The 19,990-nt window shown below is 56.7% G+C and carries 19 protein-coding genes; 10 read left to right on the plus strand and 9 right to left on the minus strand.

Going from position 1 to position 19,990, the window contains the following annotated elements:
* Window positions 1-86 precede the first annotated feature (86 nt).
* The 4 genes from F1C16_RS00510 (at window position 87) to F1C16_RS00525 (ending at window position 2,799) form a co-directional block, all read left to right on the plus strand.
* Complete coding sequence (locus tag F1C16_RS00510) at window positions 87-482, plus strand: group III truncated hemoglobin (RefSeq protein ID WP_185282448.1); 396 nt, start codon at window positions 87-89, stop codon at window positions 480-482.
* Window positions 483-536: 54 nt separating this feature from the next.
* Entirely contained in the window at window positions 537-923 is a 387-nt protein-coding gene (locus tag F1C16_RS00515) for a group III truncated hemoglobin (protein WP_185282449.1), read from the plus strand.
* A gap of 91 nt (window positions 924-1,014) precedes the next feature.
* Complete coding sequence (locus F1C16_RS00520) at window positions 1,015-1,953, plus strand: AraC family transcriptional regulator (RefSeq protein WP_185282450.1); 939 nt, start codon at window positions 1,015-1,017, stop codon at window positions 1,951-1,953.
* A gap of 93 nt (window positions 1,954-2,046) precedes the next feature.
* A complete protein-coding gene (locus F1C16_RS00525; RefSeq protein ID WP_185282451.1) occupies window positions 2,047-2,799 on the plus strand; it encodes an SDR family oxidoreductase in 753 nt (250 codons plus the stop codon).
* 69 nt (window positions 2,800-2,868) lie between these two features.
* Here the strand turns inward: F1C16_RS00525 and F1C16_RS00530 are convergent, their stop codons facing one another.
* Window positions 2,869-3,918: a response regulator gene (locus F1C16_RS00530; RefSeq protein WP_185282452.1), complete on the minus strand. Its 1,050-nt coding sequence runs from the start codon at window positions 3,916-3,918 to the stop codon at window positions 2,869-2,871.
* Complete coding sequence (locus F1C16_RS00535) at window positions 3,896-5,497, minus strand: PAS domain-containing sensor histidine kinase (protein WP_185282453.1); 1,602 nt, start codon at window positions 5,495-5,497, stop codon at window positions 3,896-3,898. Before F1C16_RS00535 ends, F1C16_RS00530 begins: the two co-directional genes overlap by 23 nt.
* Window positions 5,498-5,744: 247 nt before the next feature.
* Between F1C16_RS00535 and F1C16_RS00540 the strand changes: the two genes are divergently transcribed.
* Complete coding sequence (locus F1C16_RS00540; protein WP_185282454.1) at window positions 5,745-6,092, plus strand: thioredoxin; 348 nt, start codon at window positions 5,745-5,747, stop codon at window positions 6,090-6,092.
* 241 nt (window positions 6,093-6,333) lie between these two features.
* On the opposite strand, the gene F1C16_RS00545 is transcribed toward F1C16_RS00540, so the two are convergent.
* Together F1C16_RS00545 and F1C16_RS00550 are read right to left on the minus strand one after the other, a co-directional pair.
* Window positions 6,334-6,942, minus strand: coding sequence for a superoxide dismutase (locus F1C16_RS00545; protein WP_185282455.1), 609 nt, complete (start codon window positions 6,940-6,942; stop codon window positions 6,334-6,336).
* A 177-nt stretch (window positions 6,943-7,119) separates the two neighbouring features.
* The gene (locus F1C16_RS00550) at window positions 7,120-7,566 is read right to left on the minus strand and encodes a nucleoside deaminase (RefSeq protein ID WP_185282456.1); all 447 of its coding nucleotides are present in this window, start codon (window positions 7,564-7,566) and stop codon (window positions 7,120-7,122) included.
* A gap of 128 nt (window positions 7,567-7,694) precedes the next feature.
* Here F1C16_RS00550 and F1C16_RS00555 point away from each other — a divergent pair, with 128 nt between their 5' ends.
* A complete protein-coding gene (locus F1C16_RS00555; RefSeq protein WP_185282457.1) occupies window positions 7,695-8,240 on the plus strand; it encodes a YceI family protein in 546 nt (181 codons plus the stop codon).
* Between the two features lie 75 nt (window positions 8,241-8,315).
* On the opposite strand, the gene F1C16_RS00560 is transcribed toward F1C16_RS00555, so the two are convergent.
* The 4 genes from F1C16_RS00560 to F1C16_RS00575 all read right to left on the minus strand — a co-directional run bounded on the left by F1C16_RS00560 (window position 8,316) and on the right by F1C16_RS00575 (window position 14,374).
* Window positions 8,316-8,885 (minus strand): hypothetical protein, encoded by a 570-nt coding sequence (locus F1C16_RS00560; RefSeq protein ID WP_185282458.1) that lies wholly within the window; start codon window positions 8,883-8,885, stop codon window positions 8,316-8,318.
* 59 nt (window positions 8,886-8,944) lie between these two features.
* Window positions 8,945-9,403, minus strand: a complete 459-nt coding sequence (locus F1C16_RS00565) for a hypothetical protein (protein WP_185282459.1) — start codon at window positions 9,401-9,403, stop codon at window positions 8,945-8,947.
* 290 nt (window positions 9,404-9,693) lie between these two features.
* Complete coding sequence (locus tag F1C16_RS00570) at window positions 9,694-13,314, minus strand: M1 family aminopeptidase (RefSeq protein WP_185282460.1); 3,621 nt, start codon at window positions 13,312-13,314, stop codon at window positions 9,694-9,696.
* A gap of 169 nt (window positions 13,315-13,483) precedes the next feature.
* Complete coding sequence (locus F1C16_RS00575) at window positions 13,484-14,374, minus strand: ABC transporter ATP-binding protein (RefSeq protein ID WP_185282461.1); 891 nt, start codon at window positions 14,372-14,374, stop codon at window positions 13,484-13,486.
* Window positions 14,375-14,669: 295 nt separating this feature from the next.
* Between F1C16_RS00575 and aspS the strand changes: the two genes are divergently transcribed.
* Window positions 14,670-16,436 (plus strand): aspartate--tRNA ligase, encoded by a 1,767-nt coding sequence (aspS, locus tag F1C16_RS00580; protein WP_185282462.1) that lies wholly within the window; start codon window positions 14,670-14,672, stop codon window positions 16,434-16,436.
* Between the two features lie 78 nt (window positions 16,437-16,514).
* Here the strand turns inward: aspS and F1C16_RS00585 are convergent, their stop codons facing one another.
* Window positions 16,515-18,029 (minus strand): DUF4394 domain-containing protein, encoded by a 1,515-nt coding sequence (locus F1C16_RS00585; RefSeq protein ID WP_185282463.1) that lies wholly within the window; start codon window positions 18,027-18,029, stop codon window positions 16,515-16,517.
* Between the two features lie 342 nt (window positions 18,030-18,371).
* On the opposite strand from F1C16_RS00585, the gene F1C16_RS00590 reads away from it, so the two are divergent.
* Genes F1C16_RS00590 through F1C16_RS00600 form a run of 3 tightly spaced genes read left to right on the plus strand, consistent with a single transcriptional unit; the run spans window position 18,372 to window position 19,988 of the window.
* On the plus strand, window positions 18,372-18,647 hold the full coding sequence (locus F1C16_RS00590; protein ID WP_185282464.1) for an autorepressor SdpR family transcription factor: 276 nt from the start codon (window positions 18,372-18,374) through the stop codon (window positions 18,645-18,647).
* A complete protein-coding gene (locus F1C16_RS00595; protein WP_185282465.1) occupies window positions 18,644-19,300 on the plus strand; it encodes a hypothetical protein in 657 nt (218 codons plus the stop codon). The genes F1C16_RS00590 and F1C16_RS00595 overlap by 4 nt, the downstream gene beginning before the upstream one ends.
* A 28-nt stretch (window positions 19,301-19,328) precedes the next feature.
* Window positions 19,329-19,988: an SdpI family protein gene (locus F1C16_RS00600; RefSeq protein WP_185282466.1), complete on the plus strand. Its 660-nt coding sequence runs from the start codon at window positions 19,329-19,331 to the stop codon at window positions 19,986-19,988.
* The last annotated feature ends 2 nt before the right edge of the window (window positions 19,989-19,990 follow it).

Here is a 19,990-nt window from a genome sequence, read left to right on the forward strand (position 1 = left end):
CGTCCGCAACGATACCGGTCGGACGCCTGCGGCGTCGGACCGGCAGGCGGCCACAACGGATTCCCTTATTTCCTACCCTCATGGCTATGCAAACGCTCCCCGACATCCGCACCGAAGCCGACATCACCACGCTCATCACCACGTTTTATGAAAAGGTAGGGCTCGACGAACTACTCGGGCCCATCCTTCAGGCCGATGCGCCGGTGCACTGGCCCCAGCCGCTGTTTACCATGCAGGCTTTCTGGAAGCGGGTGCTGCTCAACACCGGCGGTGCCGATGGCTGGCCCTTTCCCGGCGGCTTGGTGCTGCCCAACACCGGCGAGTATTTCCAGCGCTGGCGGCAGCTGTTTTTGGCGGCGGTAGAGGATAATTTCAACGGCCCTATTGCCGAAGCCGCCAAGGCCAAAGCACAGGAAATTGCGCAGATGTTTGAATACAAGCGCCAGCCACGCACGCTGCTTAGCTTTTTAAGAACTTTGTAGAAGGTAGGAGAGTTGTTCGCCTACCCTTGGCCTCAACTCGTTTTTTTCCGCGCCATGCCTGCTCCAGTCGATATTCACACCGAAGCCAATATCAAGCTGCTCATCGACAGCTTCTACGACAAAGTAAACCAGGATGAGCTGCTGGCGCCCATTTTCAACGGATTTGCGCACGTGAACTGGGCCACTCATCTGCCTACCATGTACGACTTCTGGAGCAGCCTGCTGCTGGGCACCGGGCGCTACCGCGGCCGGCCGTTTCCCAAGCACCTGCCGCTGCCCATCGATGCCACGCATTTTCAGCGGTGGCTCGCGCTGTTCCGTGCCACAGTAGACGAGCACTTTGCTGGCCCCAAGGCCGACGAAGCCAAGCAACGGGCGCTGAATATTGCCACCGTCTTTGAGTACCGTATCCGGCAGTACAATTCGCTGTCGATTCTGTAGAGCAGCGCGGAGGCAGGATGAGGAGTCGCACAGGAGTAGCGTAGCCACATCTAAATAGCAGTACCTTTGATTTATACAAAGGCAACCAGCTATGCATTCTCCTCTGCTCACCGAGTTTTACCAGGAACTTACCACCTGCACCGGCTCCGACCTGAACGCGTTACTACCCAGCGGCATTCAGCAGGAGGTAGGGCACTTCAACGTGTTCAACCTGGACGAACTGTGGCAGCCCACACGTGAGATGCCCGCAGCGCCGTATGCCTGCCGGTCCTTTTACAAGGTCAGCCTGCTGACCGGGCGTAGTCGCGTAGACTACCCCGACAAAAGCTTCGATTTGGAGCATTCTACCTTGTTTTTCTCTGCTCCCCAAACGCCACACTATTGGTTGCCAGAAGAAAAACAAAGCGGGTATTTCTGCGTGTTCACGCCGGAGTTTCTGCTGCCGGCCAAAAGCGGCGTAGTACTCGAAGAGTTGCCGCTTTTCAAGGCAGAAGGCTACCCCGTTTTTCAGTTGTCCGATGAGGTAGGGGCTCGTGTGCAGTCAGTTTTCCAACGGATGCAGGAAGAAATGGCTTCTGATTATGCATACAAGTACGACCTGCTGCGCACCTATGTGCTGGAGCTGATTCATCTGGGGCAGAAGCTGCAACCGGCTACCACGCTGCACCCCGTACATAGTGCGGCGGCCCGCCTTACCTCGTTGTTTGCGGAGCTGCTGGAACGGCAGTTTCCGCTCGAGACGCCGCAACAGCAACTACGCCTGCGCACGGCCAAAGACTACGCCGACCACTTGGCCGTGCATGTCAACCACCTCAACAAAGTGCTGAAGGAAACCACCGGCCGCACCACCACCGACTTGCTCGGGACGCGCATTGCGCAGGAGGCGCAAGCCCTGCTGCGGCAAACGCACTGGACGATGGCGGAAATTGCGGACAGCCTGGGCTTTACCGACGTGGCCCACTTTTCTCATTTCTTCAAGCGCCACACGCTGGTGGCGCCCGGCGCATTCCGGAACACGGAAGTGGTTTGATTTCTACATAAAACGGATTGCCTTGCGCAAGTTGGGGTAGGGGCATCTGCCGGACCTTTGTCGTGTTCTAGTAAACACGTCAATTCTATACAGATGACAACTTCCAAAATAGCCTTGGTAACCGGCGGCAGCCGGGGCCTGGGCAAAAACATTGCGCTGAGCCTGGCACAAAAAGGCATCGATGTACTGCTTACCTACCATAGCCAGCAAGCCGACGCGGCTGCCGTGGTAGCCGAAATTGAAGCGCACGGCCGCAAGGCCGTGGCCGTACAACTCAACACCGCCGACGTCAGCAGCTTCAATACGTTCTTCGCGCAGCTGCCAGAAACGTTGCAGGCCGCTTTCGGCACTACGCGCTTCGATTTTCTCATCAACAACGCCGGCACCAGCATGCAAGCTCCCTTCGCCGACACCACGGAGGCGCAGTTTGATGAGATGCTGAATATTCACCTCAAAGGCGTCTTCTTCCTCACGCAGAAGGCGTTGCCGCTGCTCCAGGATGGCGGGCGCATCATCAATATGTCGTCGGCCACCACGCGTATTTCCTACCCCGGTGCGTCGGCGTACGCCATTATGAAGGGCGCAGTGGATGTGTTTACGCGCTATTTGGCCGTAGAGCTAGGTACGCGCGGCATTGCCGTAAACGTGGTAGCACCGGGGGCCATCTTCGGGGGTGGCGCTATGACCGACACGCCAGAAATACGGGCATACGTGACCCAAATGACTGCCCTCGGCCGGCCAGGCCTGCCCGACGATGTAGGCGGGGTAGTGGCTTTCCTGTGCACCGAAGACGCGAAGTGGCTCAACGGCCAGCGCCTCGAACTGACCGGTGGCGTAAGCTTATAACCAGTTAATTGTCAATAAAAAGACGCACCCCTAGTATAGCTTCAAGTGCCTGTCAGGGGTGCGCGTTGGTTACCAATTGGCCGCCCGCAGCTTGTCGGGCTGCACTACCCTAATGCCTTGGGGCGTCAGGTCTACGTAGCCGGATTGGCGGAACTCGCTTAGGGTCCGAATCAACGACTCAGAAGCGGTACCGACCATGGCGGCCATGTCGTCGCGGGAGAGTTGGATGAGCGGAGCGTCGGCGGTGGTTTGCTCGTGCAGGTGCAGCAGCGTATCGGCCACGCGGCGGCGGATGGAGTTGTAGGCCATGTCCAGCAGCTGCTGTTCCCGCTCGCTCACGCGCCCGGCCAGCAGACGAATAAACTGCTGCCCTACCTCCGCGTTGCGGGTGAGCAGTTGTAGAAAGTCGTGCTTCGGGATATACACCAGCTCGGCATCGTCGAGGGCCACGGCCGAGTCGTCGTAGGCGGTTTGCGTGAGCAGGGAGAGGTAGCCGAAAAAGTCGCCGGGGTGGTAGAGGCCCGTAATCAGCTCTTTGCCCGCGTTGGTAGTCTTCACCGTTTTCACCCTACCCGATTTCAGGAAATACAGCCGAATGGGCTCGTCGCCTTCCACATAAATATCCTGCTTGCGGCGCACGGTGTGCACGCGCCGGTCGGCCGACAGGCTTTCCAGGTTGCCTACCGCTTGGGCATCGTTCAGGAACTCGGTCAGGCCCTCGGCTTGCAGGTTGTACTCGGCCTTGAGGTGCTGAAAGCGGTTCAGGCGGCTTGTGATGGCGCTCAGCAGCTCGGTTTCGTCGAAGGGCTTGGTGAGGTAGTCGTCGGCGCCCAGCTCCATGCCGCGGCGCAGGTCGGTGCGCTCGGTTTTGGCGGTCAGGAAGATGAACGGCACCCCCGAAAGCTGCGGGTTCTGGTTGAAGATGTGCAGCACCCCGTAGCCATCCAGTACGGGCATCATAATGTCGCAAATCACCAGGTCGGGCTTAGTCGCCAGGGCCTGCTCCACGCCTACCTTGCCGTTTTCGGCCGTGACAACGGCGTAACCTGCCAGCTCCAGAATCTCAGCCGTGTTTTCGCGTAGCGCCTCGTTGTCCTCAATCAGCAGAATGGTCTTCATAGGGAATGGTAAGCGTAACGGTGGTGCCCACGTGCAGCTCGCTGTGTAGGGCAATGGTGCCGCCCAACAGCTGCAAATAGCTGGCTACAATGTAGAGCCCCAGGCCCGTGCCGGGTAGGTTGGTGACGTTGCGGGCGCGGAAAAACCGCTCGAACAAGTGCCCCTGGTCTTCCGGCGAAATCCCTACCCCCTGGTCCTGCACCGTGAGCGTGAGCTCGTCCCCGACACAGGCGGCGCGCACCGTCACCACCGAGTTTTCGCCGGAATACTTGATAGCATTGGAAAGCAGATTCACCAGAATCTTGCGCAGCAGCGACGTATCCAGCCAAATGGGTTGGGCGCAGTGCAACTCGGTCTGCACGGTTTGGCCGGCCTTCAGCAGCCCCTGCACGTCCTGGATGGTTTCGGTAAGGAGGGCGTCGAGCAGCAGGCGCACCGGTTTGGCCTCAATTCTACCCTCTTCAATGCGACCCACCGACAGAAACTCTTCCAGAATGTCGTTGAGGTGGCGCACCGAGCCCCGAATGCGCTGCAAGTGCTTCTGGCGCTTGTCCTGCTGGTCGGCGTGGGGGTATTTTTCGATGAGGGTGGCCGAGGTGAGTACCGCCGTGAGCGGGGTGCGAAACTCGTGCGAGGCCATACTCACGAAGCGCGACTTCAACTCGCCCAGCTCCTGCTCGGCGGCCAGGGCGCGGGTCAGCTCGTCGGTGCGCTGCTCCAGCTGTTCCAGCGTGTTTAGTAGGGCATGGGTGCGGTCGGCTACTTTTTGCTCCAACTCGGCGTTCAGGCGCTCCACGTACTGGCGCTGGGCAATTAGCTCGCGTTCGGCGTTTTTCTTGAAGGTGATATCGACGATGTAAGACACCACGTACAGCTCCTCATCCAGGTAGAAGTAGCTGAGGCTGATTTCGGTAGGGAACTCGCTGCCGTCTTTACGGCGGGCCAGCAAGTCGCCGCGGTGGGCACCCATGGCCCGCACCGAGGGCTGGGCGTTGAAGGACTGGCGCAGCTGCTCGTGGCGGAGCCCCACGGCGTGGGGCACCAGCACCTCAATAGGCTGGCCCAGTAATTCATCTTCTGCGTAGCCAAACAGCTGGTGTGAAGTGCGGTTGGCCGACACGATTTCGCCCGCCCGATTACACATGATAATGCCAATGGTGGCATTAGCCACCACTGCCTCGAAGCGCCGCACGCTCTGGGCCAACTCGCGCTCGGCCTGGTGCAGGCGGCTTTGCTCCGTGAGGCGCACCAGCAGGTAGGGCTTTTGCTCAGAGGTGAAAGCGGTCAGCTCGATACGCGCCCAAAACGGCGCGCCCTGCAAGCGCTTAATTTCTGCTTCTGTTTCGTGGTGCCCCTGCTGTTGCGCTAGTTTCTGCAAGTGCTGCCAATCTACGGCAGTCAGCGACTGAGAATGGTCTGAGGCAGCTAGCAGAGCCTGTTCCGAGGGGTAGCCCAGCAGGTGCACCCCCGCCGGATTAACCTGCGCAAACCAGCCGAGCGCCACATCATACACCCCCACAAACTCCTTGGTCTGGTTGAACAGAATATCCGTCAGAGTAGGTGTGGGAGGTGATAGCATACGGCAGGAATGTGGACTAGGGTAGGCGGTTGTATTGCTACAAGGTTGTTATTTCAGAAGGACGTCATTTCAGCCATTAGTCGAAATGACGTTCTGTTATAGGCTATTTGGGTCAATGTTCAGTAGGTCAAAGTTCAGCATAAATCAGATGGAAGCTGCATGATAAATGTCAGGTGGCCAGCTGACCACCCTCAGGAGAAAAGGTAAGCGGGAGACGCAATTTTACGGCAGTATCTAGCACTCTGCCGTGACGTCCGTTTCCCAACTCTCTCCGCCGCCGCACACCACCGACACTGCCGTGCTGCTGGTGCTGCTCCCAGTCACTACCCCCGATAGTCGGCAGCAGCACCGAATTCAGGTGGCGCTAGAGCAATTGCAACAGCAGCTCAGCCCGGCTATTCGAGTGCTTAAAATCGACGAAGCCACGCATCCGGCGGTAGTACATAGCTTCCATGCCCAACAGCTGCCCGCGTGCGTGCTGGTGCGGCAAGGCGTGGAGCTGTGGCGGCAGCAAGGGCTGCCAGATGCCGAGAACGAGGTAGCCCTATTGTTTGAAAAGCTAACCCACAATGACCCTACCTACAAAGTCCCCTAACAGTGGTAATAACGTGGGTATGAAAAGAAAAAGCCCTTCTGCACAGTGCAGAAGGGCTTTTTGTATGGTAGTTAACCGAGCAGTTGCTTAGAGTTTGCTTAAGTTAGTTAACAGGATAGTTGGAACGGTGTAGAGACGCATACTTGCGTCTCGTCATTGCACAACTCGCGTTAGCACCGTTCTATCAAACAGCATCAGCAACGACGAGACGCAAGTATGCGTCTCTACACCGAGCGGTTGCTTAGCTGGCAGCCGAGAAGCGCTTGTTCACTTCATCCCAGTTGATGAGGTTGAAGAAGGCCGCGATGTAGTCGGGGCGTTTGTTTTGGTACTTCAGGTAGTAGGAGTGCTCCCACACGTCGAGGCCCAGGATGGGGGTGCCATTGCAGCCGGTGTCGGGCATCAGGGGGTTGTCTTGGTTGGGGGTAGAGCAGATTTGCAGCGAGCCATCGGGCTGCTTGCACAACCACGCCCAGCCCGAGCCGAAGCGGGTAGTAGCGGCTTTGGTGAATTCTTCCTTGAATTTCTCGTAGCTACCAAATGCCTTGTTGATGGCCTCGGCCACGGCGCCCGTAGGCTCACCGCCACCGTTGGGCGACAGAATCGTCCAGAACAGCGAGTGGTTCCAGTGGCCGCCACCGTTGTTGCGCACCGCAATGGGAGCCGTGGCAATGCTCTGCATCAGGTCTTCCAACGACTTGCCTTCCAGCTCGGTGCCGGCAATGGCGTTGTTGAGGTTGGTTACGTAGGCCTGGTGGTGCTTGGTATGGTGAATTTCCATCGTTTGTGCGTCAAACGAGGGTTCTAATGCGTCGTAAGCGTAGGGAAGGGCGGGCAGTTCAAAAGCCATAGGAGTAGGGGTTGTAGGTGAAAAAATACGGGAAGCCGAGTGACTACCCGTTATCATAACCGCCGGATGGGGGAGGGGGTTACAAAAAAAGACCCACACCACCGGCACAACGTCCAAATATAGCGTTATTAGAATTTAATCCTGGCTTGGCACGCCGGGCACGCGTGCTACTCTACTCTATTTACGCTTACGCGCGAAAAACTCGCGCATCAACTGGCTGCTCTCCTCGGCCAATACGCCGCTCACCACCTCGGCACGCGGGTGTAGCAGGTGGCCGTGGCGGTGGTAGCCTACCTTTGGCTCGTCGGCCCCATACACCACGCGCCGTACCTGCGCCCAAGCCGTGGCGCCGGCGCACATCACGCAGGGCTCTACGGTCACGTAAAGCGTGCAATCGGCTAGGTATTTGTTGCCTACGTGGTTGGCGGCGGCCGTGAGGGCCAGCATTTCGGCGTGGGCCGTCACGTCGCGCAGCTTCTCGGTCTGGTTGTAGGCGCGGGCAATAACCTGGCGCTCCAGCACCACCACGGCCCCAATTGGAATTTCGTCCTCGGCCAACGCGTAGCGGGCTTGTTTGAGGGCCTCGCGCATGTAGTGGTCGTCGTTGAGCAGGGAAAGCGTCATAACATCAAAAGTAAAACCGACGAACACAATAGAAATTAAAAAATATATGTATGTACATTGATTTTTTGAAATATGTACCTACATTTGTTGCGTCAACATCGCACTCCACATTTTCATCTCTCTTTATTATGGCTACCACCAACTGGACCCTCGACCCCATGCACTCTGAAGTGCAGTTCAAAGTGAAGCACTTGGTTATTTCTACCGTGACCGGCAACTTCAAAAAGTTCGAAGGTTCGGCAGTAACCGAAGGCGACACGTTCGAGGATGCTCAAATCAACTTCACGCTCGACGTCAACAGCATCGATACCAACCAGGAGGCCCGCGACCAGCACCTGAAGGCCGAAGATTTCTTTAACGCTGCGCAGTACCCGAACATCAAGTTCGAATCGACTTCCTTCAAAAAAGCCAGCGACGACACCTATAAGCTGCAAGGCAACCTCACGGTAAAAGACGTGACCAAGCCCGTAACGCTGGACGTAGAGCACGGCGGCACCGCCACCGACTTCTACGGCAATCTGAAAGCCGGCTTTGATGTAACTGGCAAAATCAACCGCAAAGAGTTCGGCCTGACCTGGGACGGCGTAACCGAAGCCGGTAGCATTGTGGTAGGCGAAGATATCAAGCTGGTTATCAGCGTACAGTTTGCTAAGCAAGTAGAAGCTGCTGCGTAAGCTCCTTGTTATTATATATACAAAAAAGCCACTCCTGTGCAGGAGTGGCTTTTTTGTATGCACTGTTGATGGTCACTACTTCAACACTACGCTTTCCATTACGGCCTGGGCGGTGGGTTGCCACTGGGCTTGCTCGTCGGCGGGGGCGGTGAAGGTGAAGATATACTGCTGGTCGCCCTCAATGGCGTATTGCACCAACTGGTAGCGCCGAATGGGCGCCATATTGCTACCCCGGCGTGTGTCGTTCACCGTCGAGACAAACTCCAGCACCACGAAATCGCGCTTGTTGATGGTGCGAATGTCCTCGGCCAGAAACTGCACCTTCGAGTACATATTCTGAATGCTGGCCTTATAAATCTTCACCAGCAAGGCGTAGTCGCGGTTGCTGAAGGAAGTAGGCTTCTGCGTCACGCTGAAATCGACGCGGCCGCTGGGGTTGCTGAACGCACCCAAGGGGCGGCGCTGGGCCGGAAACTTGGCCGCAATACCGTCGTCGGGGAGGGGCGCGAACGTGTCGGGCACGCCCACGGTGAGGTTCTTGGCAATGGTAGTTTTGCGCAGCTTAGGCGGCGCCACGAAAGCCGTAAGCACCATTAGAAAGAGTAGAGGAGCCAGACGGCTAAGAAAACGAGTTGCTTGCATCATATAAAAACAAAAGTAGGGTAAGAACAACAACGGCGCGGCACTGGTGCCGCGCCGTTCCGTTAGCGCCGTTTTTTGGCAGAGGCCAAGGTAGGGTACTTGATGCGTACTTTTTTCCAATACACGTAGTTGCCGGTTTTGGCCTCTACCAAGTATGTGCCCGCCGGAATGCGGCCCAGCGATACGGGCTGCCCCGTATTGCTTTGCGGATCAAGGGCCGTGGTGTAAATAGGCTGATTCCGATAGTTGGTCATGACCAGTGTGCCGGGTTTGGTGAACTGCTGCGTAAAGCTGAGCATAATCGTCTGCCCATCGGAGGTAGGGAATACGTCGATGCCCGAAAGGGTTTCTACGCGCTTAATAGGACCGTCGAGCACGATGGGCTCCACGTCGGATTTAGCTTTCACGACGGTGCCGTTTTCGGCTTTCGTCTTGGTTTTGACTTTAGTGGGAGTTTGGGCCTGGGCGGCCGAAACAGTAAGGAAGGCAACAGCGAGAGACAGAAGAGCGGAACGTTTCATGGGTAGGGGAAAACAGAAGTAGCCGGGAAAACAAAGTCGTTTCCCGGCTACTTGCAGAAGTTGGGCCAAATGTGGTTTATCCAAGCATTATTTGTGATGCCTTCGCTGTCATTCAGTTGTCACCCCTCATTTGTCATCCTGAGCATGTGGCGCATCAAGCCAGCGTCGAAGGACCTTCTCAGGTAGGAACGAGTCATTGTTAAGAGCATCGTCCTGCCGTGAGAAGGTCCTTCGACGCTGGCTTGATGCGCCACATGCTCAGGATGACAGAAGAAAGGCTTTCCCTATCTCTACTTCTCAACCGTCACGTCTTTCAGATTGTCGCTCGGCGTTCTGTCAATTAATAGGTTATAAGGGTCGATGCCGGCTTTGGCGGGCTTCTCGGGTACCGTCACGCTGAGGCGGGTAGTGCCGGGGCGGAAGCGACGCTTCTGACGATACAGGGTCACGTCTTGCCACTGACCGTTAATTTTCTTGCGGGCCAGCACGCCCACGTCAATCAGGTCGTTCATGTTGCGGGCGGGCGTTTCGTTGCCGAGGCTGTCGGCGTACACCTTCTTGGCGCTCAGTACCATGTTTACGCGGTATTGACCGTTGGGCAGCTTGCGGGCCGTCACGGAGTCTACCTTGTTCTCATACAGCGTGATGCGCTCGAACATATCCGTGATGAGGTACTGCAACGAATCGGGCGTGACCTGGCGCAGGTGGCGCACCAAATCCAGCGAGGTTGTGTAGGGCGGCTCCTGGTACTGCACCTCCTTGATGTAGTCGGAAAGCGCCTGGTTTACTTTGTCCTCGCCAATGTAGTCAGCCAAGGCGTACATCACCACCGAGCCTTTGCGGTAATGGATATATTGCTGGTTCTCTACCTTATAGAGGGGCTGTTCGGCAATGCGCTCCTGGGCGCGGCCGCCGAGGTAGCTGTCCATTTCGTACCGCAGAAACTTGCGCATCATGGCCTCGCCGTACTTCTGCTTCATCACCATCAGAGCCGAATACTGCGCCAGTGTTTCCACCATCAGCGTCGAGCCCTGCGCATCAGCCCCGATTACCTGATGCGCCCACCACTGATGCGCTACCTCATGGGCCGTCACATAGTAGGGGTAGTCCACGTCGTCGGGGTTGGTGGTATCCACCTTGGCAATGAAGCCGATGCTCTCCGAAAACGGAATCGTGTTGGGAAACGACTGCGCAAAGCTGCTATACCCCGGAAACTCCACAATGCGCACTTGCCGGTGCTGGTAAGGACTGAAATTCTTGGAATAATAAGCCAACCCATCTTTCACGCCCCGAATCATCCGGTCGAGGTTGTACTCGTGGCCCGGCTGGTAGTAAATGCTGATATCCACGTTGTTCCACTTGGCCCGGCGCACCGCATAGCGCGCCGACTGAAACGAGTAGAAGTTCAGAATCGGCGCGTCCATGGCGTAGCGGAAGTAGCGGCGGCCGCCTTCCTGCCACTCCTTTTGCAGGTAGCCGGGGGCCAGCGCAATTTGGTCGGGCACGGTGCTGACGGTGGCCGTGAAGCGTACCCAGTCGGCATCGTGGGCGATGTAGGTGTTTTGGCGAGCGGCCGTGTCGTTGAGCGGGCGCATGCGCGGCTTGGGTTTGAGACCGTACTTTTTGCGGGCACTTTCTTCGCTCAGCTCACTACCCTCGCTGTAGCCGAGGTGGGGCATCATGGCGCTGTTGATGAAGGTGCCGTTCTCTACAATGTTGGTGCGGCGCGTGCTGTTCTCGAAGCCTGGCGCAGGGTAGTAGAGGTCGAAGGCTAGGGGGAGGGAGTCGCCGGGGGCCAGGGGGCGGGACAGGCGCTGCACGTAGAGGCCCTGGGTAGTGTCGGTCAGTACGTTGCGGGCACCGGGGCCGGCTTGCAGCTTCCGGATGCGGGCCGTGTTCAGTACGTCCAGCACCACAGAATCAATAGGCTGCTGGGTTTTGTTAAGTACCCAGTACTGCCCGTGTGCTCGTGCCTCCTGCCGCTCCGGAAACAAATCGACCTGCACATCCACGGCCACAATGCGCGGCTGGGGCAGGCGTTGGAGGCGCTTGTAGTTCTTTTCGTAAGCCACTCGATCTAGCTCGTCCTGCTTGCCGGTGCGGTATTTATTGAGAACGTTGGTGTTGTAGAAAATCCACGCGCCCAGTCCCACAAATGCCAGTAGCGCCAGCGCGAGCGTGATTTTGGCCGGGGTGCTGAAGCGCCGCTGCGCCAGCTCCTGCCGGGTGGCCCAGGTGGTTTCGGTGCCGCGCACCCACAGCAGGTTGGCTACCACCGCCAGGGCCACGGCCAGTGCCGCCCAGTAGCTCTTAAACCAGAAATACGGCCCAATGAAGTGCCCAAAGCCATTGAGCGCCGAGTAGCGAATGCCGGGGTCAGAGCCATAGAGTAGCAGGTTGTGTTCCAATCCTACCTGTCCAGCCACAAACACCACGAATACGAAGTACAGAACCATCACCAAGTGCCCCATGTACTTGTTATTGACTACCACCTGCACCACTACCGCCAGCGTTACCAACAACCAGAAGTCCAGCAGCTTCAGGCCAAACAGCCAACGCAGATATAGACCAATTTCGAAGTGGTAGTAGCCGTAAGAAATCTGAGTGAGCAGGCCAAACACCAGTACCACCACCAGTAATACCACTGGTACCAGCAGCAGTGCTGCCAGCTTGGAAGCCAATGGTACCCAGTTCGGGATGGGTAGGGCGTCGTAGAGTTGGTTCATGTGGGCGTCCCGCTCGCGCCATACCAATTCGCCAGCGTAAAACGTGATGATAGCCAGTAAGAACAGCGTAAACGACCCCGACAAAATCTCAATTACCTGCCCCGTTACGGGGTACGTCTGCGTGTCGTAAATCTTGCCGATTTGCAGGGCCGAAGCGAGTAGGAACGCCAAGCCGGCCACTACAATCGCAATGAAGTAGGGGCTTCGTAGTACGTCGCGCAGTTCCTGCCACGTCAGGCGGGCCCATTGCCGCAGGTGCTGGCTCGTGCCGAAATCCTGCTGCACCTGGGGTAGTACCAGTGTGCCCATTGGCTGCACCGCCTGGCCTACGTCCTCGGGGCGGGCACGGCGTAAGCGCACGGTGTCCACGGTCTGTCCAAACCGAAACCGCAGGTAGCAGAACGTCACCAGCAGCAGCCCCACGCCCAGCCACAGCAGGCGGTTGAGGCCCAGCAGGCCGGTAGGCGTAATCAGGCGGGTGTTTTTCTCGGCGGGTGTCCAGTATTTGGTGAGTAGGGCCAGGGCGCCGTTGCCCATGGGGTCGAGCAGGGAAGCCAGGGTTTTGTTGTCGAGGTCTGAAAGCTGACTTTGGGCCACGAAATAGAGCACCAGAAAGATAATGCTGCCCACGTAGGTGCTCAGCGCCTGCCGCGTAAGGGTAGCCAGCACAAAGAAAATAGCCCCGGCAAACAGCGCGTTCGGTAACACAAACGTGAGGTAGGGCATCAGGTAAGCCCCTACTTGCGACGGCCCCAGCTTGGTAGCCGCAATGCCCGGAAACAATGTGCCAATCCACAGGCCTACCCCAATGCCGCTGAGGGCCAGCAGCGTAACGAGCAAGGTGCCGAAGAAGCGCCCACCCAAATAGCCAGCTTTGCTGATGGGCGCTGTGTACAAAAGCGGGTGCATCCGGCTATCAAAATCGCGCAGCACGGCCGGCCCGAACATGGCCGAAATAATCAGCACGCCCGGCACAATGGTGAGCACGCTGATCAGCCCATTGAGCGCAAACGGCGAGTTGATGTACACCTTACTGTTGCCCACCGACGCCGTGACGCCTTCAAAGAAGCCGCCCGTCATCAGCATCATTAGCAAGCCAATGCCCAGCAGGATAAAGAAATAGATATACGTAGCCGGCCGTCGGAGCCGGTACCAGAGTTCAAACTTGAGAATAGCGAGAAACATGCGAGGAAGAATAAGAAGGGTAGAAATGACGCTGGTGTAACCCCACCCCCTAGCCCCCTCCCCTCCGGGAGAGGGGGAACTAGTCTTAGGTTTAAATTCTAGGTCTAGGACTCTAAAATCTAAAAGCTAGTCCCCCCTCTCCCGGAGGGGAGGGGGCTAGGGGGTGGGGTTACGCCAATGCCACCTTCCGCTCAGCCTGCGCGATGCGGGCGAAATACACGTCCTCCAGGGTAGGGGTAATGCCCTCGTAGTCGGGGCCCGGCTGCGCGTCGCTGACCACGTGCACGATGGTGCGGCCAGCAAACAGGCGCGTCGAAATCACTTGCTGTTCCTGTTGCAAAGCGGGCAACTGGTCTTTGTCCACAGTGCGGCGCCAGAGCTGGCCGTTCAGCTCCTGCATCACCAGCAGCGGGTCGCCGGTGAGCAGCACCTGGCCCTTGTTGATGATGGCCATGTTGCGGCACAAGTCGCTCACATCGGATACAATGTGCGTGCTCAGAATCACAATGATATTCTCCCCGATTTCGGCCAGTAGATTGTGGAAACGGTTACGCTCAGCGGGGTCGAGGCCGGCGGTAGGCTCATCCACGATAATCAGGCGCGGGTTGCCCAGCAGCGCCTGCGCAATGCCGAAGCGCTGCTTCATACCGCCGGAGTAGCCTCCCAGGTTTTTCTTGCGCACCTCGTAGAGGTTGGTGCGCTGGAGTAAGCCGTGTACTACCTCGCGCCGTTGCTTGCTGTCGCTGAGGCCTTTGAGTACGGCAAAGTGGTCGAGCAGCTGTTCGGCCGAAATCTTGGGGTACACGCCAAACTCCTGCGGTAGGTAGCCCAGCACCCGGCGCACGGCGTCTTTGTCGCGCAGCACATCTATATCGCCCAGCGTGATGCTGCCGCTATCGGCCTCCTGTAGGGTAGCAATAGTGCGCATCAGCGACGACTTGCCGGCGCCGTTCGGGCCAAGCAGGCCAAACATGCCGGTCGGGATGCGCAAGGATACATTTTGGAGGGCGCGTACGCCGTTGCCATAGGTCTTCGATAAATTCTCGATAAGTAGCTCCATCGTGCTGCTGACTGATTGGTAAGGGGTAGGGATGATGGGGATAAGATAGCGGAAACGCTATAGAAGTTGCGTGGGGTAGGGAAGGTTATAAGAAAATAAGAACGTCATATTGAGCGGAGCGAAGCGCAGTCGAAACATCTCTACCGCTAGTAATTCCCATATGATCATGATTTACTGTTGCGGTAGAGATGTTTCGGCTGCGCTTTGCTCCGCTCAACATGACGTTCTATCACGCTGAGTATACCACCATTTCCGCGCGACCTTCCTACCTTCGTAGCTATAAAACACTACCACTATGCTTCGTACGCACACCAATGGCGAGCTTCGCCTCGAAAATGCTGGTCAAACTGTAACGCTTGTTGGTTGGGTGCAGCGCACCCGCGACAAAGGCGGCATTTTCTGGATTGATCTGCGCGACCGGTACGGCATCACGCAGTTGGCGCTGGAAGAAGGCCGCGAGGCCGAAACCCTACGCGAAGCCGCCCGCGAGCTGGGTCGCGAGTTCGTGATTCAGGTGACCGGCAAAGTGGCCGAGCGCTACTCCAAAAACGACAAGATGCCCACCGGCGCCATCGAAATTCGGGTGGAGAGCCTGGAGGTGCTCAACCCGGCTAAGCTGCCGCCCTTCCTCATTGAAGACGACACCGACGGCGGCGACGACCTGCGCATGAAGTACCGCTACCTCGACCTGCGCCGCGCGCCCGTGCGCCAGAACCTGATGTTGCGCCACCGCATGGCCCAGGCCGTGCGCCGCTACCTCGACGCGCAACAGTTCATCGAGGTGGAAACGCCCGTGCTCATCAAAAGCACGCCCGAAGGCGCCCGCGACTTTGTGGTGCCCTCGCGCATGAACCCCGGCGAGTTCTACGCCCTACCCCAGTCGCCCCAAACCTTCAAGCAGCTCCTGATGGTGTCGGGCTTCGACCGCTACTTCCAGATTGTGAAGTGCTTCCGCGACGAAGACTTACGCGCCGACCGCCAGCCGGAGTTCACCCAGATTGACTGCGAAATGGCGTTTGTGGAGCAGGAAGACATCCTGAACACTTTCGAAGGCCTGGTGCAATACCTGTTCAAAGAGGTGAAAGGCCTGGAAATCGGTAAGCTACCCCGCATGGACTATGCCGATGCCATGCGCTACTACGGCAACGACAAACCCGACACGCGCTTCGAAATGAAGTTTGTGGAGCTGAATGACATCGTGAAAGGCCAGGGCTTTCCGGTATTCGACAACGCCGAGTTGGTCGTAGGCATCAACGCCATGAGCTGCGCCACCTACACCCGCAAGCAGGTAGACGAGCTGACGGAGTTCGTAAAGCGTCCGCAGCTGGGCGCTACTGGCCTGGTGTACGCCCGCGTAGAAGCCGGCGGCACCGTGAAGTCGTCGGTGGATAAGTTTTACTCGCAGGAGGAATTGCAAAAGTGGAAAGCCGCTTTCAACGCCAACGAAGGTGATTTGCTGCTGATCTTGGCCGGCCCTACCGATAAAACCCGCAAGGCCCTAAGCGAATTGCGCCTAGAAATGGGCCAGCGCCTCGGCCTGCGCGATAAGGATACCTTCTCGGCCCTGTGGGTAGTAGACTTCCCCCTGCTCGAATACATCGAGGAAGAAGGCCGCTACTTTGCCATGCACCACCCCTTCACCTCGCCCAAGCCCGAGGACGTGGCCCTGCTCGACAACCCCGAAACCATCGGCCAGGCCCGCGCCAACGCCTACGATATGGTCATCAACGGGGTAGAGGTAGGGGGTGGCTCCATCCGTATCCACGACCGCGCCGTGCAGGCCCAGATGTTCTCCTTACTCGGTTTTAGCCCCGAGGAAGCGCAGGCGCAGTTCGGTTTCCTACTCGACGCCTTCGAGTACGGCGCTCCACCCCACGGCGGCATCGCCTTCGGCTTCGACCGCCTGTGCAGCCTCTTCGGCGGCGCCGACTCTATCCGCGACTTCATCGCCTTCCCCAAGAACAACTCGGGTAGGGACGTGATGATTGACTCGCCTTCCGAGATTTCGCAGGCGCAACTGAAGGAGTTGAGTATTAAGACGGATGTGGTAGCGGGGAAGTAGAATTTCTAGAAAGTAACACACACACAAGAAAGGGGCGCCTGAAACTTCAGGCGCCCCTTTCTTGTGTGTGTGCCTAGCTTAGAAACCCAGGCCCACGGCCATAGCGCGCAGGGGGGTAGGAAGGTCGGCGCCTTTGGTGGCGGCGCCGGAAGTCAGGTTGATGGTGTATACGCTGGCGCTGGTGCCTACCGTCAGCACGGCGAAGCCGGTGCCGCTAGTGCCGCCAATGTCAAAGCCGTTTGCACCGGTGGTGTTCACGCCCAGCGCGCCCACTGCTACCAGAGTACCGTTGTTAGGTGGGTCCTGGCGGTAGAGCTGGTCGTTGTTCGAGTCGATGTTGTAGAGTACCGTGGTGGTGGTACCAGCGAAGTTATTGGTGTAGGCCGACGCCGTTACGTTGGGTGTACCTGGGTTCAACGGGCCATCTATAATAGCCACACCATCAATTGGGTTCACACGCAGGTTGATACCTGTGTTGCTTATAATGCGGATGCGGTCTGCCACTGGATTGAAGTCAAACCCGAACTCGGCGCCCGTGAGAGGTAGAAGCACACTGCCCACTACTGTAGCCGCGCCCGACGACATATTGATGGTATACACACGGTTGGTGCTGCCCAAGCCGTAGAGCTGGCCGGTAGCAGGGCGCATGTCTAGGCCCAAAATCTGCTCACCGCTCTGCACGCCCGTAATCGGCTTCGATACCTGCGTTTGGGGGCTGGTGGGGTTGAAGGTGATGAAGTTGTTGCTGGCATCTACGCCGTAGGCTACGGCCTGGGTAGGAATGGCCAACCCGATAATGTTGTTATCGTCGTCGAAATCGTCGTAGCGCGTGGCGCGGCCCGAGGTCAGGTCAATCTTGTATAGGCCTGAGCGATTGTCTACGGTGAGAGCGGCGAATGCGTCGTTGGTGCCGGCGGCAATGTCGAAACCACTCATGCCCGTCACGTTCACACCCAGGTCGCCAATGGCTACTAGCGTACCGTTGTTGGGTGGGTCTTGCCGGTACAGGCGGTCAGTGGCCGGATCAATGTCGTAGAGCGTCGTTGTGGCGGTGCCCGATACCGAGTTGGTGTAGGCCACAGCCGAAATAGCTGCGTTGGTCACGCCGTTGATGCTGCCATCGGTTGCCACTACGCCGCCGGTTTCAGGGTTCAGGCGCAGGTTCTGGCCGGTGTTGGTTACCAGGCGCAGGCGGTCTACGGTAGGGTTGAAGTCGATGGTGGCCATCGTACCGTTGATAGCAGGGGTGAAGGGGGCAGTGCCTACCATACGCGCCGCGCCGGTAGTAGGGTTGATAACGTAAAGTCGGCTAGTGTTGCCTAACCCATATAATTGGCCGGTGGCAGGACGGTAGTCGATGCTTATAATCTTCTCGCCGCTTTGCAGACCCGTGATGGTAACGGGGGCAGGCGATTCGTCGGCATCATTGGCATTTAACGACAACAGTTGGTTGTTGTCAGTCAGCGCCTGAAATCCAAGGTCGATTTTATCAACAGTAAGATCTTCCGAGTCGTCGTTGCAGGCAGTGAACATGCCTGACAGACCGAATGCTAAAGCCAGCGTGCCGGCAGTTTTTAGAAAGGAGTGTTTCATTGTGTTAGGGTTATTATTATACTACCCCAGCCTTACGACACCCACTACCGTTCAGATTGAATTAGCTTCATAATATATATAACTATTTGATATACAGGCATTAAAAGGGAATTAAAGCTAAATTAATGCATTTTAATGCCCTTTTTTAGCTGGAAAGAGAAATAGCACTGCCGTACTCCGAGGCCGTAGTAAACACCATTAGTGATAAGAAATGGGCAAGCGTATAAGCATGCACATTGGATGCGTCATAGGTAAGCAAAACAAGCCGTCGGAAATTTTTTTGAAAAGGAGCTAGGGTTTTTCACTCTTATTTAGATATTTGTCTAAATATAAAACTAGTACTTGAACGCTCTCTTCAAAGCCCTCAACGACCCTACTCGCCGCGCCATCCTGGAATTGCTGCGCGACGGCCCCCGCACGGCCGGCGACATTGCCGAGGCCTTCCATTTCTCCAAGCCTACCATCAGCCACCACCTCGACCTGCTCCGCCAAGCCGACCTCGTCACCAGCGACAAGCAAGGCCAGTTCGTGACCTATACCCTGAACATGACGGTGTTTGATGAGATTATCGGCTGGATGATGCAGTTCAAAAATTCTTCCAATCCCACTACTACATGAAGCCTTTATTCTCTATCCGTCAGAAGGTTGTATTGTGCAGCATTATCGCCTTGCCACTACTATACATGCTATTCCTACTGGCTACGCTACCCCCCGCGCAGTACCAGCATATCCCCTGGATCTTTTTATTGCCGATAATGGTAGCCCTCACGCAGATACTCACTGATTTTAGATTTATGGGTCCGCAACGGATTCATATAGAGCGAGTTGTTGGCAAACGTAGTCTTCGCAAGTCACACGGAGTGATGGTAGCTTTTCTGAGCTTGCTGTACTGTTACTACCTGTACAATACCACGCATTCTGATACGATTTCGCCACAGTGGGTAGCAACTGCCATAGCTGTATTCATGGTATTACTAGGAAACTATCAGGTAGCGTTAGGCCAGCCAAAATACTTGCTCCTCACGTTCAACACGCCTTTTATGCAGCACTACGGCGACTTGGTGACACGCAGCTACCGGCTAGCGGGGCGGTTGTTATTTGCGAGCGGACTGCTGGTAATGCTACCTATATGGATCCTACCGGCTAGCTATGCGCTGTTTCTTGTTGTCAGCTTAATACTAGGAGCTTATGTGCTAGCTGTTTTGCTTTTTGGTTGGCAATGCGGGCAGCGTTGGGTGCAGTTGAAAGTAGCTGCGGAAGGGCAATTGTAAAAGATTCATCATTCTATCTTCTCGCAGTATGAAAACAAACCTTTCCTTTTGGCATTTGCTGACGTTGGTATTATTGGTATTACCTACTATTTATTTAACAGGAGTATGGGATGAGCTACCTGCACAAATCCCTACCCACTTCGACATTAATGGGCAGCCAAATGGCTATACTGCCAAGGAATCGATGTGGTGGCTGTGCGTGGTGGCGCCGCTTGCCATCTACTTTCTACTAACATGGTTGCCACGCTTCGATCCCAAACGGCGCATAGATAGTGCTGCTACCAACTTTCAGAAACTCCGCCTGACGTTGGTGGCCGGCTTAAGCGTATTTAGCTGCATGAGTTTATACGCAGCGCTCCATCCTGGTACAATGATCGGAAAAGGAGTAGTGCTGGCATTAGGCATTTTCTTCGCGCTACTCGGTAATTATCTCACGACAGTTCGCCCCAACTACTTTGTGGGCATTCGGACGCCGTGGGCGCTGGAATTTCCCGTGATATGGGAAAAAACCCACCGGCTGGGCGGACGGCTGTTCTTTTGGTCAGGACTGGTGGTGATGGTAGCCACAGTGGTAGTATCTGCTAAAGTCGCTAATACGCTGCTGGCTACATTAATTCTAACTTCGGTGGTCATCACATACGGGTACTCCTACGGCGTGTACCGCCAACAAGAGAAAACACTAGGGTAGTA

The sequence above is a fragment of the Hymenobacter sp. NBH84 genome, assembly GCF_014217645.1.
GTDB lineage: Bacteria > Bacteroidota > Bacteroidia > Cytophagales > Hymenobacteraceae > Hymenobacter > Hymenobacter profundi.